Annotated in this window: 16 protein-coding genes; all 16 read left to right on the top strand. The window is 54.5% G+C overall.

Annotation, left to right across the window (positions count from 1 at the left end; translation table 11 throughout):
• Positions 1–13: 13 nt before the first annotated feature.
• The 16 genes from HU739_RS20975 (at position 14) to HU739_RS20900 (ending at position 16586) form a co-directional block, all read left to right on the top strand.
• Positions 14–2221: a bifunctional prephenate dehydrogenase/3-phosphoshikimate 1-carboxyvinyltransferase gene (locus tag HU739_RS20975; RefSeq protein ID WP_264082154.1), complete on the top strand. Its 2208-nt coding sequence runs from the start codon at positions 14–16 to the stop codon at positions 2219–2221.
• Positions 2218–2907 (top strand): (d)CMP kinase, encoded by a 690-nt coding sequence (cmk, locus tag HU739_RS20970; RefSeq protein ID WP_064391442.1) that lies wholly within the window; start codon positions 2218–2220, stop codon positions 2905–2907. The genes HU739_RS20975 and cmk overlap by 4 nt, the downstream gene beginning before the upstream one ends.
• Positions 2908–3026: 119 nt before the next feature.
• Entirely contained in the window at positions 3027–4712 is a 1686-nt protein-coding gene (rpsA, locus tag HU739_RS20965; protein ID WP_016770920.1) for a 30S ribosomal protein S1, read from the top strand.
• A gap of 191 nt (positions 4713–4903) precedes the next feature.
• Positions 4904–5182, top strand: coding sequence for a hypothetical protein (locus HU739_RS20960; protein ID WP_186547042.1), 279 nt, complete (start codon positions 4904–4906; stop codon positions 5180–5182).
• A 154-nt stretch (positions 5183–5336) separates the two neighbouring features.
• Positions 5337–5633, top strand: coding sequence for an integration host factor subunit beta (gene ihfB, locus HU739_RS20955; RefSeq protein ID WP_007950920.1), 297 nt, complete (start codon positions 5337–5339; stop codon positions 5631–5633).
• 30 nt (positions 5634–5663) lie between these two features.
• A complete protein-coding gene (locus tag HU739_RS20950) occupies positions 5664–5903 on the top strand; it encodes a lipopolysaccharide assembly protein LapA domain-containing protein (RefSeq protein ID WP_186547043.1) in 240 nt (79 codons plus the stop codon).
• Between the two features lie 223 nt (positions 5904–6126).
• Positions 6127–7197 carry a dTDP-glucose 4,6-dehydratase gene (rfbB, locus tag HU739_RS20945; protein ID WP_186547044.1) on the top strand — a complete coding sequence of 357 codons (1071 nt, stop codon included), beginning with the start codon at positions 6127–6129 and terminating at the stop codon, positions 7195–7197.
• Between the two features lie 2 nt (positions 7198–7199).
• Positions 7200–8093, top strand: a complete 894-nt coding sequence (rfbD, locus tag HU739_RS20940) for a dTDP-4-dehydrorhamnose reductase (protein ID WP_186547045.1) — start codon at positions 7200–7202, stop codon at positions 8091–8093.
• On the top strand, positions 8090–8980 hold the full coding sequence (gene rfbA / locus HU739_RS20935; RefSeq protein WP_186547046.1) for a glucose-1-phosphate thymidylyltransferase RfbA: 891 nt from the start codon (positions 8090–8092) through the stop codon (positions 8978–8980). Before rfbD ends, rfbA begins: the two co-directional genes overlap by 4 nt.
• A 56-nt stretch (positions 8981–9036) precedes the next feature.
• Positions 9037–9957: a glycosyltransferase gene (locus HU739_RS20930; protein WP_186547047.1), complete on the top strand. Its 921-nt coding sequence runs from the start codon at positions 9037–9039 to the stop codon at positions 9955–9957.
• A 178-nt stretch (positions 9958–10135) separates the two neighbouring features.
• Positions 10136–11125, top strand: a complete 990-nt coding sequence (locus HU739_RS20925; RefSeq protein ID WP_186547048.1) for a glycosyltransferase family 2 protein — start codon at positions 10136–10138, stop codon at positions 11123–11125.
• A gap of 53 nt (positions 11126–11178) precedes the next feature.
• The gene (locus HU739_RS20920; RefSeq protein ID WP_186547049.1) at positions 11179–11997 is read left to right on the top strand and encodes an ABC transporter permease; all 819 of its coding nucleotides are present in this window, start codon (positions 11179–11181) and stop codon (positions 11995–11997) included.
• Positions 11987–13321 (top strand): ABC transporter ATP-binding protein, encoded by a 1335-nt coding sequence (locus HU739_RS20915; protein ID WP_186547050.1) that lies wholly within the window; start codon positions 11987–11989, stop codon positions 13319–13321. Before HU739_RS20920 ends, HU739_RS20915 begins: the two co-directional genes overlap by 11 nt.
• Complete coding sequence (locus HU739_RS20910) at positions 13296–13910, top strand: class I SAM-dependent methyltransferase (protein ID WP_186547051.1); 615 nt, start codon at positions 13296–13298, stop codon at positions 13908–13910. Before HU739_RS20915 ends, HU739_RS20910 begins: the two co-directional genes overlap by 26 nt.
• Positions 13911–13926: 16 nt before the next feature.
• Positions 13927–15522 carry a sulfotransferase family protein gene (locus tag HU739_RS20905; RefSeq protein WP_186547052.1) on the top strand — a complete coding sequence of 532 codons (1596 nt, stop codon included), beginning with the start codon at positions 13927–13929 and terminating at the stop codon, positions 15520–15522.
• 2 nt (positions 15523–15524) lie between these two features.
• The gene (locus HU739_RS20900) at positions 15525–16586 is read left to right on the top strand and encodes a glycosyltransferase family 2 protein (RefSeq protein WP_186547053.1); all 1062 of its coding nucleotides are present in this window, start codon (positions 15525–15527) and stop codon (positions 16584–16586) included.
• The last annotated feature ends 59 nt before the right edge of the window (positions 16587–16645 follow it).

The raw sequence follows: 16645 nt of genomic DNA, 5'->3' as shown, positions 1-16645 counted from the left end.
ACCTGCTGCACCTATGATCGGTCGCCTGGTGGTGGTCGGTCTGGGCTTGATCGGTGGTTCGTTTGCCAAAGGCTTGCGCGAAAGTGGCGTGTGCCGCGAAGTGGTCGGGGTCGATCTCGACCCGCAATCGCGCAAGCTTGCGGTCGAGCTGGGTGTGGTCGATCGTTGCGAAGATGACCTGGCACTGGCCTGTGTGGGTGCTGATGTGATTCAGCTGGCGGTGCCGATTCTGGCCATGGAAAAACTGCTCGCGCGTTTGGCTGTGATGGATCTGGGACAAGCGATCCTTACGGATGTCGGTAGCGCCAAAGGCAATGTGGTGCGCGCTGCGACCGAAGCGTTCGGCGGCATGCCGGCGCGCTTCGTGCCGGGGCACCCGATTGCCGGTTCCGAGCAGAGCGGGGTGGAAGCCTCGAATGCCGAACTGTTCCGTCGCCACAAAGTGATCCTTACGCCGCTTGAGCAGACCGATCCCGTCGCGCTGGCAGTGGTTGATCGGCTGTGGCGCGAATTGGGCGCCGATGTCGAGCATATGCAGGTCGAGCGTCACGACGAAGTGCTGGCCGCGACCAGTCATCTGCCGCACCTGCTGGCCTTCGGTCTGGTCGATTCATTGGCCAAGCGCAATGAAAATCTGGAGATCTTCCGTTACGCTGCCGGTGGTTTCCGCGATTTCACAAGAATCGCCGGAAGCGACCCGGTGATGTGGCACGACATCTTCCTCGCCAACCGCGAGGCTGTTTTGCGCACACTCGATACATTTCGCAGCGACCTCGACGCCTTGCGCGACGCGGTCGATGCAGGGGATGGGCACCAATTGTTGGGCGTTTTCACGCGCGCCCGGGTTGCCCGCGAGCATTTCAGTAAAATCCTGGCCCGCAGGGCCTATGTGGACGCTATGAATTCCAACGATCTGATCTTCCTGGCTCAACCTGGTGGCCGCCTGTCCGGTCGGATTCGCGTACCGGGTGACAAATCGATTTCCCACCGTTCGATCATGCTCGGCTCGCTGGCCGAAGGCGTCACCGAAGTCGAAGGCTTCCTCGAGGGCGAAGATGCCCTGGCGACCTTGCAGGCGTTTCGCGACATGGGCGTGGTCATCGAAGGCCCGCACCACGGCCGCGTGACCATTCACGGTGTCGGCCTGCACGGCCTGAAACCTGCGCCGGGCCCGATCTACCTGGGCAACTCCGGCACCTCGATGCGTCTGCTGTCCGGCCTGCTGGCGGCGCAGAACTTTGACAGCACTCTGACCGGCGACGCATCGCTGTCCAAGCGTCCAATGAATCGCGTGGCCAATCCATTGCGCGAGATGGGCGCGGTGATCGAAACCGCCGCTGAAGGTCGTCCGCCGATGACTATCCGCGGCGGGAACAAGCTCAAGGGCCTGACTTACACCATGCCGATGGCCAGCGCCCAGGTGAAATCCTGCCTGTTGCTCGCCGGTCTGTACGCCGAAGGCAAGACCACCGTGACCGAGCCGGCACCGACCCGTGACCACACCGAGCGCATGCTGCGTGGCTTCGGCTATCCGGTCAGCGTCGACGGTGCCACGGCCTCGGTCGAATCCGGCGGCAAGCTCACCGCGACTCATATCGAGGTGCCGGGGGATATCTCGTCTTCGGCGTTTTTCCTGGTGGCGGCGTCGATTGCCGAAGGCTCGGAGCTGGTGCTTGAGCACGTCGGCATCAATCCGACCCGTACCGGCGTGATCGACATCCTGCGTCTGATGGGTGCCGATATCACTCTGGAGAACCAGCGCGAAGTCGGTGGCGAGCCAGTGGCTGACTTGCGCGTGCGGGCAGCTAAACTCAAAGGTATCGAAATTCCCGAGGAGCTGGTTCCGCTGGCGATCGATGAATTCCCGGTACTGTTCGTCGCGGCTGCATGCGCTGAAGGCCGCACCGTGCTGACCGGGGCCGAAGAGCTGCGGGTCAAGGAATCGGATCGGATTCAGGTCATGGCGGACGGTTTGCTGGCGCTGGGCGTCAAGTGCGAGCCGACCCCGGACGGCATCATCATCGACGGCGGCCAGATCGGTGGCGGCGAAGTGCATGGTCATGGCGACCACCGTATCGCGATGGCCTTCAGTGTTGCCTCGTTGCGCGCGACTGCACCGATCCGCATTCACGATTGCGCCAACGTCGCGACCTCGTTCCCCAACTTCCTCGCGCTGTGCGGGCAGGTCGGTATTCGTGTGGCACAAGAGGCTCAGTCGTGAAAAACATTGCACCGGTCATCACCATCGACGGGCCAAGCGGCTCTGGCAAAGGCACGGTTGCCGGGATTCTGGCCAAACGTCTGGGCTGGAATCTGCTGGATTCCGGTGCGCTTTATCGCCTGCTGGCGTTCGCGGCGCACAACCATGGTGTCGACCTGACCAATGAAGAACTGCTGAAGAAGCTTGCCGCTCATCTGGATGTTCAGTTCATTGCGGCGACCGAAGGTCAGTTGCAGCGGATCATTCTGGAAGGCGACGAAGTCAGCGATGTCATCCGCACCGAGAGCGTTGGCTCCGGCGCTTCGCAAGTGGCTGCGCTGCCTGCCGTGCGCGAGGCACTGCTGCAGCGCCAGCGTGCGTTTCAGGAAGCGCCGGGCCTGGTCGCCGATGGCCGTGACATGGGTACGGTGGTTTTTCCGGATGCACCGCTGAAGATTTTCCTCACCGCCAGTGCCGAGGAGCGGGCGCGCCGTCGATATTTGCAGTTGAAGGGCAAAGTCGAGGGTGTTAGTCTGTCGAGTCTGCTAGATGAGATCCGTGCACGCGATGAGCGTGACACCCAGCGCGCAGTAGCCCCGCTCAAGCCGGCGGCCGACGCGATTCAGCTGGATTCCACGGAGCTTTCCATCGATCAGGTGCTTGAACGCATCATGAGCGAGATCGCCATTCGCGATATCGCCGGGTGACCAAGAGGGTCGCAGGGGACCAGTCATAGTCCTGCGGTGCTTCTTTTAAATGAAACTAACCCACACCGTCTGGGGTGTGGAGATGGGCGTTTACTTCGCCCTCATCTACAGGAATTAAAATGAGCGAAAGCTTTGCGGAACTCTTTGAAGAAAGCCTGAAAACCCTGAACCTTCAGGCAGGCTCCATCATCACCGGTGTTATCGTTGATATCGATTACCAGGCTCGCTGGGTAACCGTTCACGCTGGTCTGAAGTCTGAAGCACTCATCCCGCTTGAGCAGTTCTACAACGATGCTGGCGAACTGAACATCAACGTTGGTGATGAAGTTCACGTTGCTCTGGATTCGGTTGAAGACGGCTTTGGCGAAACCAAGCTGTCCCGTGAAAAAGCCAAGCGCGCTGAATGCTGGATCGTTCTGGAAGCAGCCTTCGCAGCCGAGGAAGTGGTCAAGGGCGTTATCAACGGTAAGGTTAAAGGCGGCTTCACTGTCGACGTTAACGGCATCCGTGCGTTCCTGCCAGGTTCCCTGGTTGACGTCCGTCCAGTGCGCGACACCACGCATCTGGAAGGCAAAGAGCTGGAATTCAAGGTCATCAAGCTGGACCAGAAGCGCAACAACGTTGTCGTTTCCCGTCGCAGCGTCCTCGAAGCCGAGAACTCCGCCGAGCGTGAAGCTCTGCTGGAATCCCTGCAGGAAGGCCAGCAAGTCAAAGGTATCGTCAAAAACCTCACCGATTACGGCGCATTCGTCGATCTGGGTGGCGTGGACGGCCTGCTGCACATCACCGACATGGCCTGGAAGCGCATCAAGCATCCTTCCGAGATCGTTAACGTTGGTGACGAAATCGACGTCAAGGTTCTGAAATACGATCGCGAACGCAACCGTGTTTCCCTGGGCCTGAAGCAACTGGGCGAAGATCCATGGGTTGCTATCAAAGCCCGTTACCCAGAAGGCACTCGCGTAACCGCTCGCGTTACCAACCTGACCGACTACGGCTGCTTCGCTGAGCTGGAAGAAGGCGTTGAAGGTCTGGTACACGTTTCGGAAATGGACTGGACCAACAAGAACATCCACCCTTCGAAAGTCGTACAAGTCGGCGACGAAGTGGAAGTCATGGTTCTGGACATCGACGAAGAGCGTCGTCGTATCTCCCTGGGCATCAAGCAGTGCAAGTCGAACCCATGGGAAGACTTCTCTGGCCAGTTCAACAAGGGCGACAAGATCTCCGGCACCATCAAGTCGATCACCGATTTCGGTATCTTCATTGGTCTGGACGGCGGCATCGACGGTCTGGTTCACCTGTCCGACATCTCCTGGAACGAAGTGGGCGAAGAAGCCGTACGTCGTTTCAAGAAGGGCGACGAGCTGGACACGGTCATCCTGTCGGTTGACCCAGAGCGCGAGCGCATCTCCCTGGGCATCAAGCAACTGGAAAGCGATCCGTTCTCCGAGTACGTCTCGGTTAACGACAAGGGCGCTATCGTGACCGGTACCGTGAAAGAAGTTGACGCCAAAGGCGCCATCATCGTTCTGGCCGACGACATCGAAGCTACCCTGAAAGCCTCCGAAATCAGCCGTGACCGCGTTGAAGACGCGCGCAACGTTCTGAAAGAAGGCCAGGAAGTTGAAGCCAAGATCATCAGCGTTGATCGCAAGAGCCGCGTAATTCAGCTCTCGATCAAGTCGAAAGATGATGCTGAAGAGAAAGAAGCTATCCAGAGCCTGAAAGCAGCTCCGGAAGGCGAAGCAGCTGACACCACCATGGCGGCACTGCTGCGTCAAGCAATGGCCAAACAGAACTAAGTTCTGCTTGATCATGAAAAAGGGCGACTTCGGTCGCCCTTTTTTGTGCCTGTGATTTGGCAATACGGCTTGGCCGTGAAACCAATCGCTTCGCTTGCGGGTCTGTTTCTTTAATCGGATCAATCGCCTATTCGCGACTAAGCTTCGTCTAAGCGTGTAAGCGTCGGGCTTGACCTGGCATAAGGAAGTGGATGAACAAGTTGATTGTCGTTGCAGCGATATTGGCATTGGCGGGTTGCACGACCAGTGCAAAGACCCATGCCGTGCGTGGTGTAAGCGGTATCGAGGTCGACTGCTCCGGGCTGGGTTCTGGCTGGGAGAAGTGCCACAAGCGCGCTGCGAAGGAGTGCAAGGGGGCGGGCTACAAGGTCGTCACGCGGTCAGACGATGCCAAGGATGAAGATGAATATCCGTTTGGGTTCAACCCGGCAGGTTACCTGACCAGGACCATGTTGGTGATCTGTCGTTAAGTGCGTGACTGCCGCCCGGCATCGATTTGATGCCCTGAAAATGGGCGTTTTGACGCTGGCAAAGATAAGTCAATCCCTGGGCTGTTCAAAATCTTCCGGGCATGCTAAAACCTTTCAAGCGCTGATCTAGCTGCTTGAAAAAGAAGGGAAAAATATGACGAAGTCGGAGTTGATCGAACGAATTGTCACCCATCAAGGGCTACTCTCATCCAAGGATGTGGAGTTGGCCATCAAGACCATGCTTGAACAAATGTCTCAGTGCCTCGCCACCGGTGATCGCATCGAGATCCGTGGATTTGGCAGCTTCTCCCTGCACTACCGCGCGCCACGTGTCGGCCGCAATCCCAAGACCGGCCAGTCGGTCAGTCTGGACGGTAAATTCGTTCCGCATTTCAAGCCGGGCAAGGAATTGCGCGACCGGGTGAACGAAGAAGAGGAGGAGGGCGCGTGATCTTCGCTATTCAAATCCAGGGAGACCTGAATGCGTAACTTGAAACGCATACTGCTTGGCGTATTTCTTCTACTAATGGTTCTGGTTGTCCTGGCGTTCGTGCTGGAGAACCAGCAATCGGTCGCGCTTTTGTTTCTGGGTTTTTCCGGGCCGCAGTTGCCAGTGTCACTGGTCGTGGTGTTGGCGTTGCTTATCGGCATGTTGATTGGGCCGCTGCTAGGCTGGTTTCTGGGACGCTCGTCCAGAGCGGCGCGCAAGCGACTGGTCTGAAAACGACAGGTGCAGGGCATCTGTCGAAATTGCGCATCAGCCTGTCTTTATCCAATAGTAAAACGATCATTAAGCTGTAAAATGCAGCCCTTGTTCGATTGTGCCTTGGTGCATGTCGATTCAGACTGACTCTGACGGATGCCAACAGCGAGTGGCGTCTGCATTCATGGATTAGACGGCGCTCAACGGCAGCGCTGTCCGCAGCTCAAGGGTATCGTTTCGCGTGAAAATTCTAGTTACCGGCGGCGCCGGCTTTATTGGCTCGGCAGTGATCCGTCACATCATCTCTAACACTTCCGATGCTGTCGTTAACGTCGATAAGCTAACGTACGCTGGCAATCTGGAGTCCCTGGCAGAGGTCAGCCAGAATTCGCGTTACGCTTTCGAGCGCGTCGATATCTGTGATCGTGATCAGATTGACCGTGTCCTGCGTGAACACCAACCGGATGCAATCATGCACCTGGCCGCAGAATCTCACGTAGATCGCTCTATCTCAGGCCCGTCCGAGTTCATCCAGACCAACATCATTGGCACTTACACACTGCTCGAAGCTGCTCGCCATTACTGGGCTGCGCTGGACGACGCGCGTAAAGCCAATTTCCGCTTTCACCACATTTCGACTGACGAAGTTTACGGAGACCTCGAAGGTCCGGAAGACCTCTTCACCGAAACCACGCCGTATCAGCCAAGCTCGCCATATTCAGCCAGCAAAGCCAGTTCCGACCACTTGGTTCGTGCCTGGGCGCGCACTTATGGCCTGCCGACGCTGGTTACCAACTGCTCGAACAACTATGGCCCGTGCCATTTCCCGGAAAAATTGATCCCGCTGATCATTCTTAATGCGCTGGAAGGCAAACCGCTGCCGGTGTATGGCAAAGGTAACCAGGTTCGTGACTGGTTGTATGTCGAAGATCACGCTCGTGCGCTGTACAAAGTGGTCACCGAAGGCGTCATTGGTGAGACTTACAACATTGGCGGCCACAACGAGAAGCAGAACATCGAAGTGGTACACACACTGTGTGCGTTGCTCGATGAGTTGCGTCCAGATTCCGCGCACCGTCCGCATGCCAGCTTGATTACTTATGTTCAGGATCGTCCAGGTCATGATGTGCGTTATGCAATCGACGCGAGCAAGATCCAGCGTGAGCTGGGGTGGACGCCGGAAGAAACCTTCGAGACGGGCATTCGCAAGACTGTTGAGTGGTATCTGAATAACACTGAATGGGTTGCCCACGTCAAGAGCGGCGCGTATCAGCAGTGGATTGATCAGAACTACGCGGATCGCTCGAACTAAGCATGAAAATCCTTCTGTTAGGTAAGGATGGTCAGGTGGGCTGGGAGCTACAACGCTCCCTAAGGCTTCTTGGCGAATTGATTGCACTGGGTCGCCACGGTGCTGATGGACTGTGTGGGGATTTGACCGATCTCGGCGCTTTGCGCGATACGATTCGCAAGCTCAAGCCTGATGTGATCGTCAATGCAGCCGCCTACAATTCCGTCGATCACGCCGAAACAGAATTCGAATTGGCTCACCTCGTGAATGCGCAAGCAGTTCAGGTGCTTGCCGAAGAAGCACGATTGTCCGGTGCATGGCTCATTCATTATTCGACTGACTATGTCTTTGATGGTCACGGGACCACACCTTGGCGAGAAGAAGACGCAGTCCAGCCTCTGAATCGTTATGGCCAGAGCAAGCTGGCGGGAGAGCAGGCAGTGCAGGCCTCTGGCTGTAAATATCTGCTCTTCCGAACCAGTTGGGTGTATGGCAGTCGGGGAAATAATTTTGCCAAGACCATGCTTCGTCTAGCCAAAGAGCGACAGAAGCTTAGCGTGATCGTCGATCAGATCGGCGCCCCTACCGGTGCGGATCTGATAGCGGATGTAACTGCCTTGGCGTTGGAGCAAGCGCTCCGTCGCCCGGAGCTGTCAGGCCTGTACCATTTGGCAGCTGGCGGTGAGGTTTCCTGGTACGGCTACGCACGTCAGGTGGTGGACTCTGCCGGGGCCTATGGTGAGCCGCTTTCTGTACAGGAAGTAGAGCCTATCGAAGCGGCGGCCTATCCAACGGCGGCACGTCGGCCATTGAATTCGCGCCTGAATACTCAGAAGTTGCGCGATAATTTTTCTCTACACTTGCCGGATTGGCAAAGTGGTGTAATTCGAATGCTTAGGGAAGTTCTGAACAAATGACCACTCTAAATCGTAAAGGCATCATCCTCGCAGGCGGCTCCGGTACTCGTCTTCATCCGCTGACCTTGGGCGTGTCTAAACAGATGCTGCCGATTTATGACAAGCCGATGATTTTTTACCCGCTGTCGGTTCTCATGCTTGCCGGTATGCGCGAAATACTGATTATTTCCACGCCGGAAGATCTGCCTTGCTTCAAAAAATTGTTGGGTGATGGCAGCGTCTACGGCATACAGCTGACCTATGCCGAGCAGCCAAGCCCGGATGGTCTGGCGCAAGCGTTCATCATTGGTGAAGAGTTCATTGGCAAAGACCCTTGCTGTCTGATCCTGGGCGACAATATCTTCTACGGGCAGCACTTCTCGGACAATCTGCGTTCTGCCAGTTCGCAGCAGCACGGCGCTACGGTATTCGGCTACCACGTATCAGATCCGGAACGTTTTGGCGTTGTCGAGTTCGACTCTACGGGTCGTGCGCTGAGCATTGAAGAGAAACCGCTGAAACCAAAGTCCAACTACGCGGTAACCGGTCTGTATTTCTACGACAATCAGGTTGTGGAAATCGCCAAGAACATCAAACCGTCGGAGCGCGGCGAGTTGGAAATCACCGATGTGAACAGCGCTTATCTCGATCAGAAGTCGCTTAACGTCGAGATGTTGGGCCGTGGCTTCGCCTGGCTGGATACTGGCACGCATGACTCATTGCTGGAAGCCAGTCACTTCGTCCACACCATCGAGCAGCGCCAAGGTTTGAAAGTGGCGTGCCTGGAAGAAATTGCATTTACAAATGGCTGGATCACCGCCGAACAACTGGCTTCTCAGGCGCAGGCCCTGAAGAAGACCGGTTACGGTCAATATCTGCAGAAGTTGCTGGATGCACCTTCCCGCTGAGCTGAATGTCCAGGGTTTCCCATTTGGTGCGTTCAACCGCCGCAAGCAGGAGTGGCATGCCAGTAGAACCTCCCAAGATCGCAGTATTGCTGGCTGCCTATAATGGTATGCAATGGATCGAGGAGCAGATTGCCTCGATCCTTGAGCAGCTGTCCGTCGATATCACTATTTATATCAGTGTGGACCCGTCCGATGACGGGACCGAAGCCTGGTGCGAGGCGTTTGCAGCTGCCGACAGTCGCGTGATTCTTTTGCCTCCGGCTGGACGGTTTGGGGGGGCAGCTCGAAATTTTTTCCGTCTGATTCGTGACGTGGATACGCAAGGCTACGATGCTGTGGCGTTTGCCGATCAGGATGATATCTGGCACCCCGACAAGCTTTTGCGCGCGACTCAGGAGCTGGCCTTGCAGGGCGTAGACGCCTATTCGAGTAATGTCACGGCGTTTTGGCCGAATGGAAAAAAGATCCTGCTGGACAAAAGTCAGCCGCAGGTCGCTTGGGATTTTTTGTTCGAGGCAGCGGGTCCCGGTTGCACCTACGTGCTAAGCGGTACGCTGGCGATGTCGCTGAGGCAGGAAGTCAGTCGTGTTTGGGAGCCATTGCAGCAAGTCAGTCTGCACGACTGGTATTGTTATGCCTTTGCTCGTAGTCGCGGATTCAAATGGTTCATTGATCGGCGCTCCAGCATGCTGTACCGGCAGCACGGAAATAATCAGATGGGTGCGAATACTGGCTTGTCGTCGTTGTGTCAGCGCTACAGCACCATTCACAAGGGCTGGTGGTTCAAGCAAGTAAGAACCATCGCTTTGCTTGTTGGGGTGGATGAAGCGCCGTTCGTCAAGCGCTGGTTGAAATTGAGACGGCGCGATCTGCTATTGCTTTCGATACAGGGAAAGCAGTGTCGCCGCCGCCCGCGTGACAAATTTCTTTTCTTTTTCGTGTGCTGCCTGACGGCGGTCGCCGGGAAGAAACGATGACCAGCCGTCGAATGGACATATTGGTGGTTCCGGCCTGCTCGAAGCCTGACCATCGGCCATGAAATCTCTTTATAATCACTCGCTTCGTAAAGGAAGCGAATGGAGCCGGTAAAAGCGTGAGGCGTTTCAGGAAGTGGTGGGGCCTCCCGACCAGCGTTTAATTGCAGTGGAGCATACAGTGTCAAGCCCCTTGTCAGCGCATTCCACGAACTCCGGCCTGGATTTCGACTCCGTCGATGCGCTGGAGAAGAGCGAGTCTGTCGCGATATTGATGTGCTCTTTCAATGGTGAGCGATTTCTATCCGAACAATTAGCCTCGATTGAGCAGCAAGACCATGTACGGTGGCGGCTGTACGTATCGGATGACGGTTCGACGGACTCGACGCTAAGTATTCTTGACGCCTTTCAAGCGCGGCTGGGTAGCGAAAAGGTAACGGTGTTTTCCGGCCCTCGGACCGGTTTCGCCAGCAACTTCATGTCGGTGACCTGTAAAAAAGAAATTAATGCTGATTTCTTTGCGTGGTCGGATCAGGACGATGTATGGGCTTGTGACAAGTTGACAGCGGCATTGACGTGGTTACGTCAAGTGCCCGCCGACGTTCCCGCGCTGTATGCCGCACGAACAACCTTGGTCAACGAGGATGGAGTGACCATCGGGGTTACGCCGCGATACTCTCGCGCTTTTGGATTCTCCAATGCTTTGGTGCAGAACATCGCGGCTGGCAATACGATGGTTTTTAATCGTGCGGCGTGTGAAATCTTGCGCTCTACTGCTCATCTCAACATCGTAGCTCACGACTGGTGGGCCTATCTGCTCGTGACTGGAGCTGGCGGGGTATTCCATTTCGACGAAGCCCCGCACCTTTTTTATCGCCAGCATGAGGCGAACTCGATCGGTGCCAGTAGGGGGTTCGGGTCAACAGTCATACGCATCCGGAAATTATTTCAGGGTCGGCTGAGGCGCTGGATAGATCAGAACATCGAAAATCTGGAGAGCGTAGAGTTTCTTCTAGCACCGCAAAATCGAGAAGTGTTGCAGCGATTCAAGATTGCCCGGAAGCGAAATCTGCCTGGTCGTCTATTTGGGATCTGGCGTTCGGGTATCTACCGCCAGACTCTAATGGGCAACTTGGGGTTGCTGATCGCTGTTATTTCAAGAGGGGTTTGAACAATGATGTATCGAGAGAATACGGTTATGGGTATTAATGAGGTTTCTGGCTGATGCAGATTTTTTCCGCTTCGCCCAGTGTCATGTTTACCAGCGTCTGGCGTAATCGGGCGTTGATCACTGCATTGATCAAACGGGAGGTCATCGGTCGTTATCGGGGCTCCTTCATGGGTATCCTCTGGTCGTTTTTCAATCCGATCGTGATGCTCTCCATCTACACGTTTGTATTCAGTTTCATCTTCAATTCCCGCTGGACGGGCGCCGGCGATTCAAAGTCGGAGTTCGCATTGGTTCTGTTCGCCGGATTAATGGTCTTTAACCTGTTTTCGGAATGTGTAACTCGCGCCCCCAACCTGATTATTTCAAATGCTAATTACGTTAAAAAAGTTGTCTTCCCTCTGGAGATACTGCCTTGCGTAATCGTTGGCGCCTCCTTGTTCCACGCTCTGGTCAGCTTGATCGTATGGAGCGTGGCGTACAGCGTGGTATTTGGCATGCCGCCGATAACGATGCTCTATCTTCCCGTGGTCATTGCACCCTTGCTACTGATCATTCTCGGTTTGTCCTGGGGCTTGGCTTCGCTGGGCGTCTTTATGCGTGACGTCGCACATTTCATCGGTCTGGTCACGAGCGGCTTAATGTTTCTGGCGCCTATTTTTTATCCTGCCACGGCTGTGCCCGAGGAGTACAGGCACTTGTTGCAACTTAACCCGCTGACCGCCGCTGTTGAAAACGTTAGAAGTGTCCTGTTTTTTGGGCAACAACCGGATTGGCAAACGCTCGGAATTTATTCCTGCGTTGGAATAACAGTCGCATGCCTGGGTTTTGCATTTTTCCAGAAGACCAGAAAGGGGTTTGCTGATGTCCTCTGAAATTGCGATTCAACTGCAAGATGTTAGCAAGTGCTATCACATCTACGATAAGCCACGAGATCGATTGGCGCAGATGCTTGCCGGCCAGCGCAAGCAGTACTACCACGAGTTCTGGGCTCTGCGGAACGTTTCGTTCGACATTAAACGAGGCGAAACTGTCGGGATTGTCGGGCGTAACGGCAGTGGTAAGTCCACGCTGCTTCAGGTTATTTGCGGCACGCTGAACCAGAGTGCCGGCAACGTGCAAACGGTGGGGCGTATCGGGGCTCTGCTGGAATTGGGGTCGGGATTCAACCCCGAGTTCACCGGGCACGAAAACGTTTATATGAACGCTGCGATTTTGGGCCTCAGCCGCGCAGAAGTTGATGAGCGTTATGACGACATCGCGGCTTTTGCTGATATTGGCGAATTCATTCATCAGCCAGTCAAGACCTATTCGAGCGGCATGATCGTTCGCCTGGCCTTTGCGGTTCAGGCAATGGTGGACCCCGATATCCTTATCGTCGACGAAGCGTTGGCTGTAGGCGATGAGCGCTTCCAGCGAAAGTGCTTCGCTCGGCTTGACGAGTTGAAGGCAAAAGGCACCTCAATCCTGTTTGTGTCTCACTCAGGGCCTCAGGTTGTAGAGCTCTGCGACCGGGCGATCCTGATGGAGCGCGGCGAGCGAATCTGTACGGGGTCGCCGATGAGTGTGGTCCGGGCGTATCAAAAACTGATCTATGCCCCTGCGGATGAACAACCGAGGTTGATTGAGGAGTTTCGCCAGATTGGCAGCGAGAAAGTTGCGATCGAGGCTGGCGAAGCAATAAAAACCGATGGTGTCGAAGATAAAGCCCCTGAGGACCAGTATTTCGATCCGGGTATGGTTCCCGAGTCCACAACAATCTATCCGGAGCAAGGTGCTCGGATCGACACTTTCGAGATTTTCGACAAGCAAGGTCGGCGCTGCAATGTTCTGAAGGCCGGTGCGGACTACGATATCGTCATGACCGGCGAATTGAAAGAATCGGTGTCACGCGTGTTTTTTGCAACTCACGTACGCACGGTTTCTGGTGTGGTAGTGACCGGTCAACGCTTTCCTGACGAAGGCAAATATTTTGACTTCGACAGTGCGGACCGAGCGTTCAAAGTCACCTTCAGTTTCAAGATGGTCATGTTGCCGGGCGTATACTTCGTCGGCGGAGGCGTGTGGTCGGAGCATGAACCGACTTTGTGCCACAGAATTCTCGATGCGCTCATGTTCCGTCTCGTTTCGGATCGCGGCGCAAGATCTTTCGGTTATATGGATGCCTCAAATAATGAACCAGCAATTGAATTACTCTGACTGTATTCCTGCGGATCAACTCAGGGAGATTCACACCTTTCATAAACTCACCGATGGCATGATCAGTCTTGAGGAGGGTCTGGTTCTGTATGTATTGGCAGGCCAGGTCCAGTCCGGATGCATTGTGGAGGTGGGGTCATACCGTGGTCGATCTACGGTATTTCTTGGTCGAGGTTCTTTGGCGGGTCACAACGCACCGGTCTTTGCGGTCGATCCGCACAAGCCTTTCATTGGCGTGCTGGGTGGCGTCTTTGGTCCCAAGGACCGCACCGAGTTCTACAAAACCATGTTGATCACCGAATGCAGCGAGATTGTCTCGTTGATCAATATGAGCAGCGAAATGATCGTACCAAAGTGGAACGAGCCGGTTGGCCTGTTGTGGATTGATGGCGATCACAGCTATGAAGGAGTGAAGCGGGATTTCGAATGCTGGCTACCGCACGTTGCTGAAGGTGCATGTATCGCTTTTGACGATGCATCGGATCCAAACCTGGGGCCGCGTATTCTGATCGATGAGCTGCTCGCGACGCAGATGTACGAAGAGTGCATCAACGTGGGCAAGGTTTCCGTTCTTAAGAAAAAACAATAAGCCTGAGAGGACGGTAATGACGAGTAACGATGACCAGAGTCTGCTGGATTTTCTTACATGGAACAGCTGTGTTTCACACGAACGGCAATTATTCTACGTAGCCACCCCGAAAGTGGCGTGCACCTCTCTGAAGTGGTGGTTCGCTGAGCTGGAAGGTGTCGCGGAGGCTGTTCGTAACCTCAAAACCAGTTCCGAAACTGATCCTGAGCTGGTCATCCATGACTCTCTGCGCGTTGCTGCACCGCATCTGTGCGTGCATTCACCGGAACAACTGGAAGAAATCAAGAAGGGTGGTTTCCTCATCTTTGCTCTGGTAAGAAATCCGTACAAACGGCTTTTTTCCGCTTGGCAGTCGAAGATACTACTGCGTGAGCCTTATCAGATCGAACCCTATTTAGGGCAGGCATTTGTTGAGTACCCGATTGAAACAAAGAGCGATGTGGCAGGGGCGTTCGAGTGCTTTCTTGAGTACCTGAATACTAATGAAAAAGACGATTTCAAAGATTGGCATTGGGCGCCACAGTATGATCTGCTTAAGCCCCAACTTTTTCCTTACACTTTTGTCTCGAAGATTGAAGATACAACTGAGCTAAATGAGGCGTTGCGCACTCATTTAGGTGACGCGTATGTCAATCCCTTCACAACTTCAAAAGCCAACGAAAGCCTGATTCCATATCTGCCTGAATTTATCAGCCCAAGGTCAAGGGAACTGATTGAGCTGCTTTATGCGAAAGATTTTGAAGCCTATGGCTACTCGTTGGAACTGCCCCCAGCCAAAGTAAATTTCTCGGATGAGCATCTGGATCTGGCGCTGAAGGGTATTCAGCTTTTACGTGGCCGTCATTTGCGCATCACTGAAATCCGCCAGCATTGCAACGCCGAGTTTTCTGCTTTGTTGGTGGACAAGAATTGGCTGGCAGAGCAGCGTGAAGTCTGGATGGCTCTTTGCAAGGAGAAGGAAGCGGAACTTGTCGATCTTCAAGGTTACTGCGCAACTGAGGCACAAGCTTTCGAAGCGACTCGTGCAGAACTGGAACGGTTGAAGGTTGAACTGGCACAATCCAATGCTGCTCTTGCACATTCAAACTCCGAACTCCAACGATCGAATGCTGAACTGGCCACATGTAGCGAGGATGGGGTGCAGCTTGAGGCCAGGCTTGCAAACTCCGTGCTGGAGGCGGAAGGGTTAAGGTCCGAACTGGTGCAAGCAAGTTCCGAGCTGGTCCAATTGAAATCAAGCCTGGCTCAGACAAATTCCGTGATGGCACAAGCAAATTCGGAGCTGGCGCAGTTGAAGGCGGAGCTGGCTCGTTCAGCTACCGAGCTGGCACAGTCCGGCAGTGAACTGGTGCGGTCCAATACTGAGCTGGCAAAGTCCAATTCGGAGCTTTCACGTTCGAATAACGATCTCGCGCAAACCAATCAGCAGCTGGAATGGTCAAGAGCCGAGCTGGAAAAGCTCAAAGTGAACGTGGCTTCATTGATTTCCGAGCGTGAGGCGTTTGCCCTTAAGCATAAGCGATATCTTTCTGTGCATCATTTTGTCGAGACTGGTTTAGTCAGCCGGTTGCGTAAAGCCGGGCAGCTCGTTAAAGGGCGCAAAGGAGAATAAAAGTGGCAAAGGTTTCGGTTGTATTAACGTCTTATAATCACGAAAAATACATCGGTCAGGCGATCGACTCTGTTCTCAATCAAACTTTCACCGATTGGGAATTGATCATTGTTGACGATGTGTCGCCGGATAATTCCTGGAGCGTTATCGAAAGTTATAATGATCCTCGCATCATTAAAATTCAGAATGATAGAACGCGTCGATATATCTATAACATCAACCGCGCTATCGAGTTGGAAAGCAGCGGTCAATATATTGCCATTCATCATTCTGACGACGATTGGGCGCCTGACAAGCTGGAAAAGCAAGTGGCAGTTCTCGAGGCGAACTCCAACGTGGGCGCGGTGTTTTCCCATGTGCAGTGTATTGATGAAAATAACCGCCCGCTTGTCGTTGAATGGTTTAACCAGCCGAACAAACCAAGGACGGATTGGTTACGTTCGTTATTCTTTAATGAAAATCAACTGTGCCATCCAAGTGCCTTGGTCAGACGATCTGTCTACGAACAGGCTGGCTTGTACAGAAGTGCGCACGCGCAAACCGACGACGCGGAGATGTGGACGCGATTGTTGATGATCGCTGATATCCATGTTGTCCAGGAACGGCTCACCTTGCACCGAATTTTTTCGGACCAATCCAACGAAAGCGGTGATCGGCCGGACAGGCGGGCGCGGATGTGGCTGGAGTGGTATTTACAGAAAAAACATTATATTGGCATGCCACTGGCTGACATTCTCGAGGCGTTCCCCGAGAGTAAAAGGTGGGTAACTCCAAAAGGCGCGAATAGCGGATATCTGCTGGCGATGTTCGCGATTCAGATCGGCGGTTGCCCGGGCACTCGGCTTTTTGGTGTAGAGCTGCTGTATCAACTGATGAACAATGCCGAAGACCGGGCTGATATCGAAGCGATCCATGGCTTCACTTATCTCGATTTCATTGCGCTCACGGGGCAGGAGGATTTCTTTAACCCGGCCGCCGTCCTACCGGTAACGCCTAAGCCGATTGTCAGCAATCCGTTGCGGCGTTTTGCTGGCAAGGTAGTACGCAAGCTCCGCGCGTTGTAATTGGACGCTCTGCCTCCCAGTCAGCCGAGCCTTGGCATGGCGGCTTGGCTTCGAAAAGC

Source organism: Pseudomonas hamedanensis (genome assembly GCF_014268595.2).
Lineage (GTDB): Bacteria > Pseudomonadota > Gammaproteobacteria > Pseudomonadales > Pseudomonadaceae > Aquipseudomonas > Aquipseudomonas hamedanensis.
Note: the sequence above shows the minus strand (reverse complement) of the source record. Positions and strands in the feature narration are given on the sequence as shown.

Bases quoted from the DNA above. Each gene is read 5' to 3' on its own strand.
- HU739_RS20975 (WP_264082154.1), top strand. From the start codon at position 14: ATGATCGGTCGCCTGGTGGTGGTCGGTCTGGGCTTGATCGGTGGTTCG.
- rpsA (WP_016770920.1), top strand. From the start codon at position 3,027: ATGAGCGAAAGCTTTGCGGAACTCTTTGAAGAAAGCCTGAAAACCCTG.
- HU739_RS20960 (WP_186547042.1), top strand. From the start codon at position 4,904: ATGAACAAGTTGATTGTCGTTGCAGCGATATTGGCATTGGCGGGTTGC.
- ihfB (WP_007950920.1), top strand. From the start codon at position 5,337: ATGACGAAGTCGGAGTTGATCGAACGAATTGTCACCCATCAAGGGCTA.
- HU739_RS20950 (WP_186547043.1), top strand. From the start codon at position 5,664: ATGCGTAACTTGAAACGCATACTGCTTGGCGTATTTCTTCTACTAATG.
- rfbD (WP_186547045.1), top strand. From the start codon at position 7,200: ATGAAAATCCTTCTGTTAGGTAAGGATGGTCAGGTGGGCTGGGAGCTA.
- rfbA (WP_186547046.1), top strand. From the start codon at position 8,090: ATGACCACTCTAAATCGTAAAGGCATCATCCTCGCAGGCGGCTCCGGT.
- HU739_RS20930 (WP_186547047.1), top strand. From the start codon at position 9,037: ATGCCAGTAGAACCTCCCAAGATCGCAGTATTGCTGGCTGCCTATAAT.
- HU739_RS20920 (WP_186547049.1), top strand. From the start codon at position 11,179: ATGCAGATTTTTTCCGCTTCGCCCAGTGTCATGTTTACCAGCGTCTGG.
- HU739_RS20915 (WP_186547050.1), top strand. From the start codon at position 11,987: ATGTCCTCTGAAATTGCGATTCAACTGCAAGATGTTAGCAAGTGCTAT.
- HU739_RS20910 (WP_186547051.1), top strand. From the start codon at position 13,296: ATGAACCAGCAATTGAATTACTCTGACTGTATTCCTGCGGATCAACTC.
- HU739_RS20905 (WP_186547052.1), top strand. From the start codon at position 13,927: ATGACGAGTAACGATGACCAGAGTCTGCTGGATTTTCTTACATGGAAC.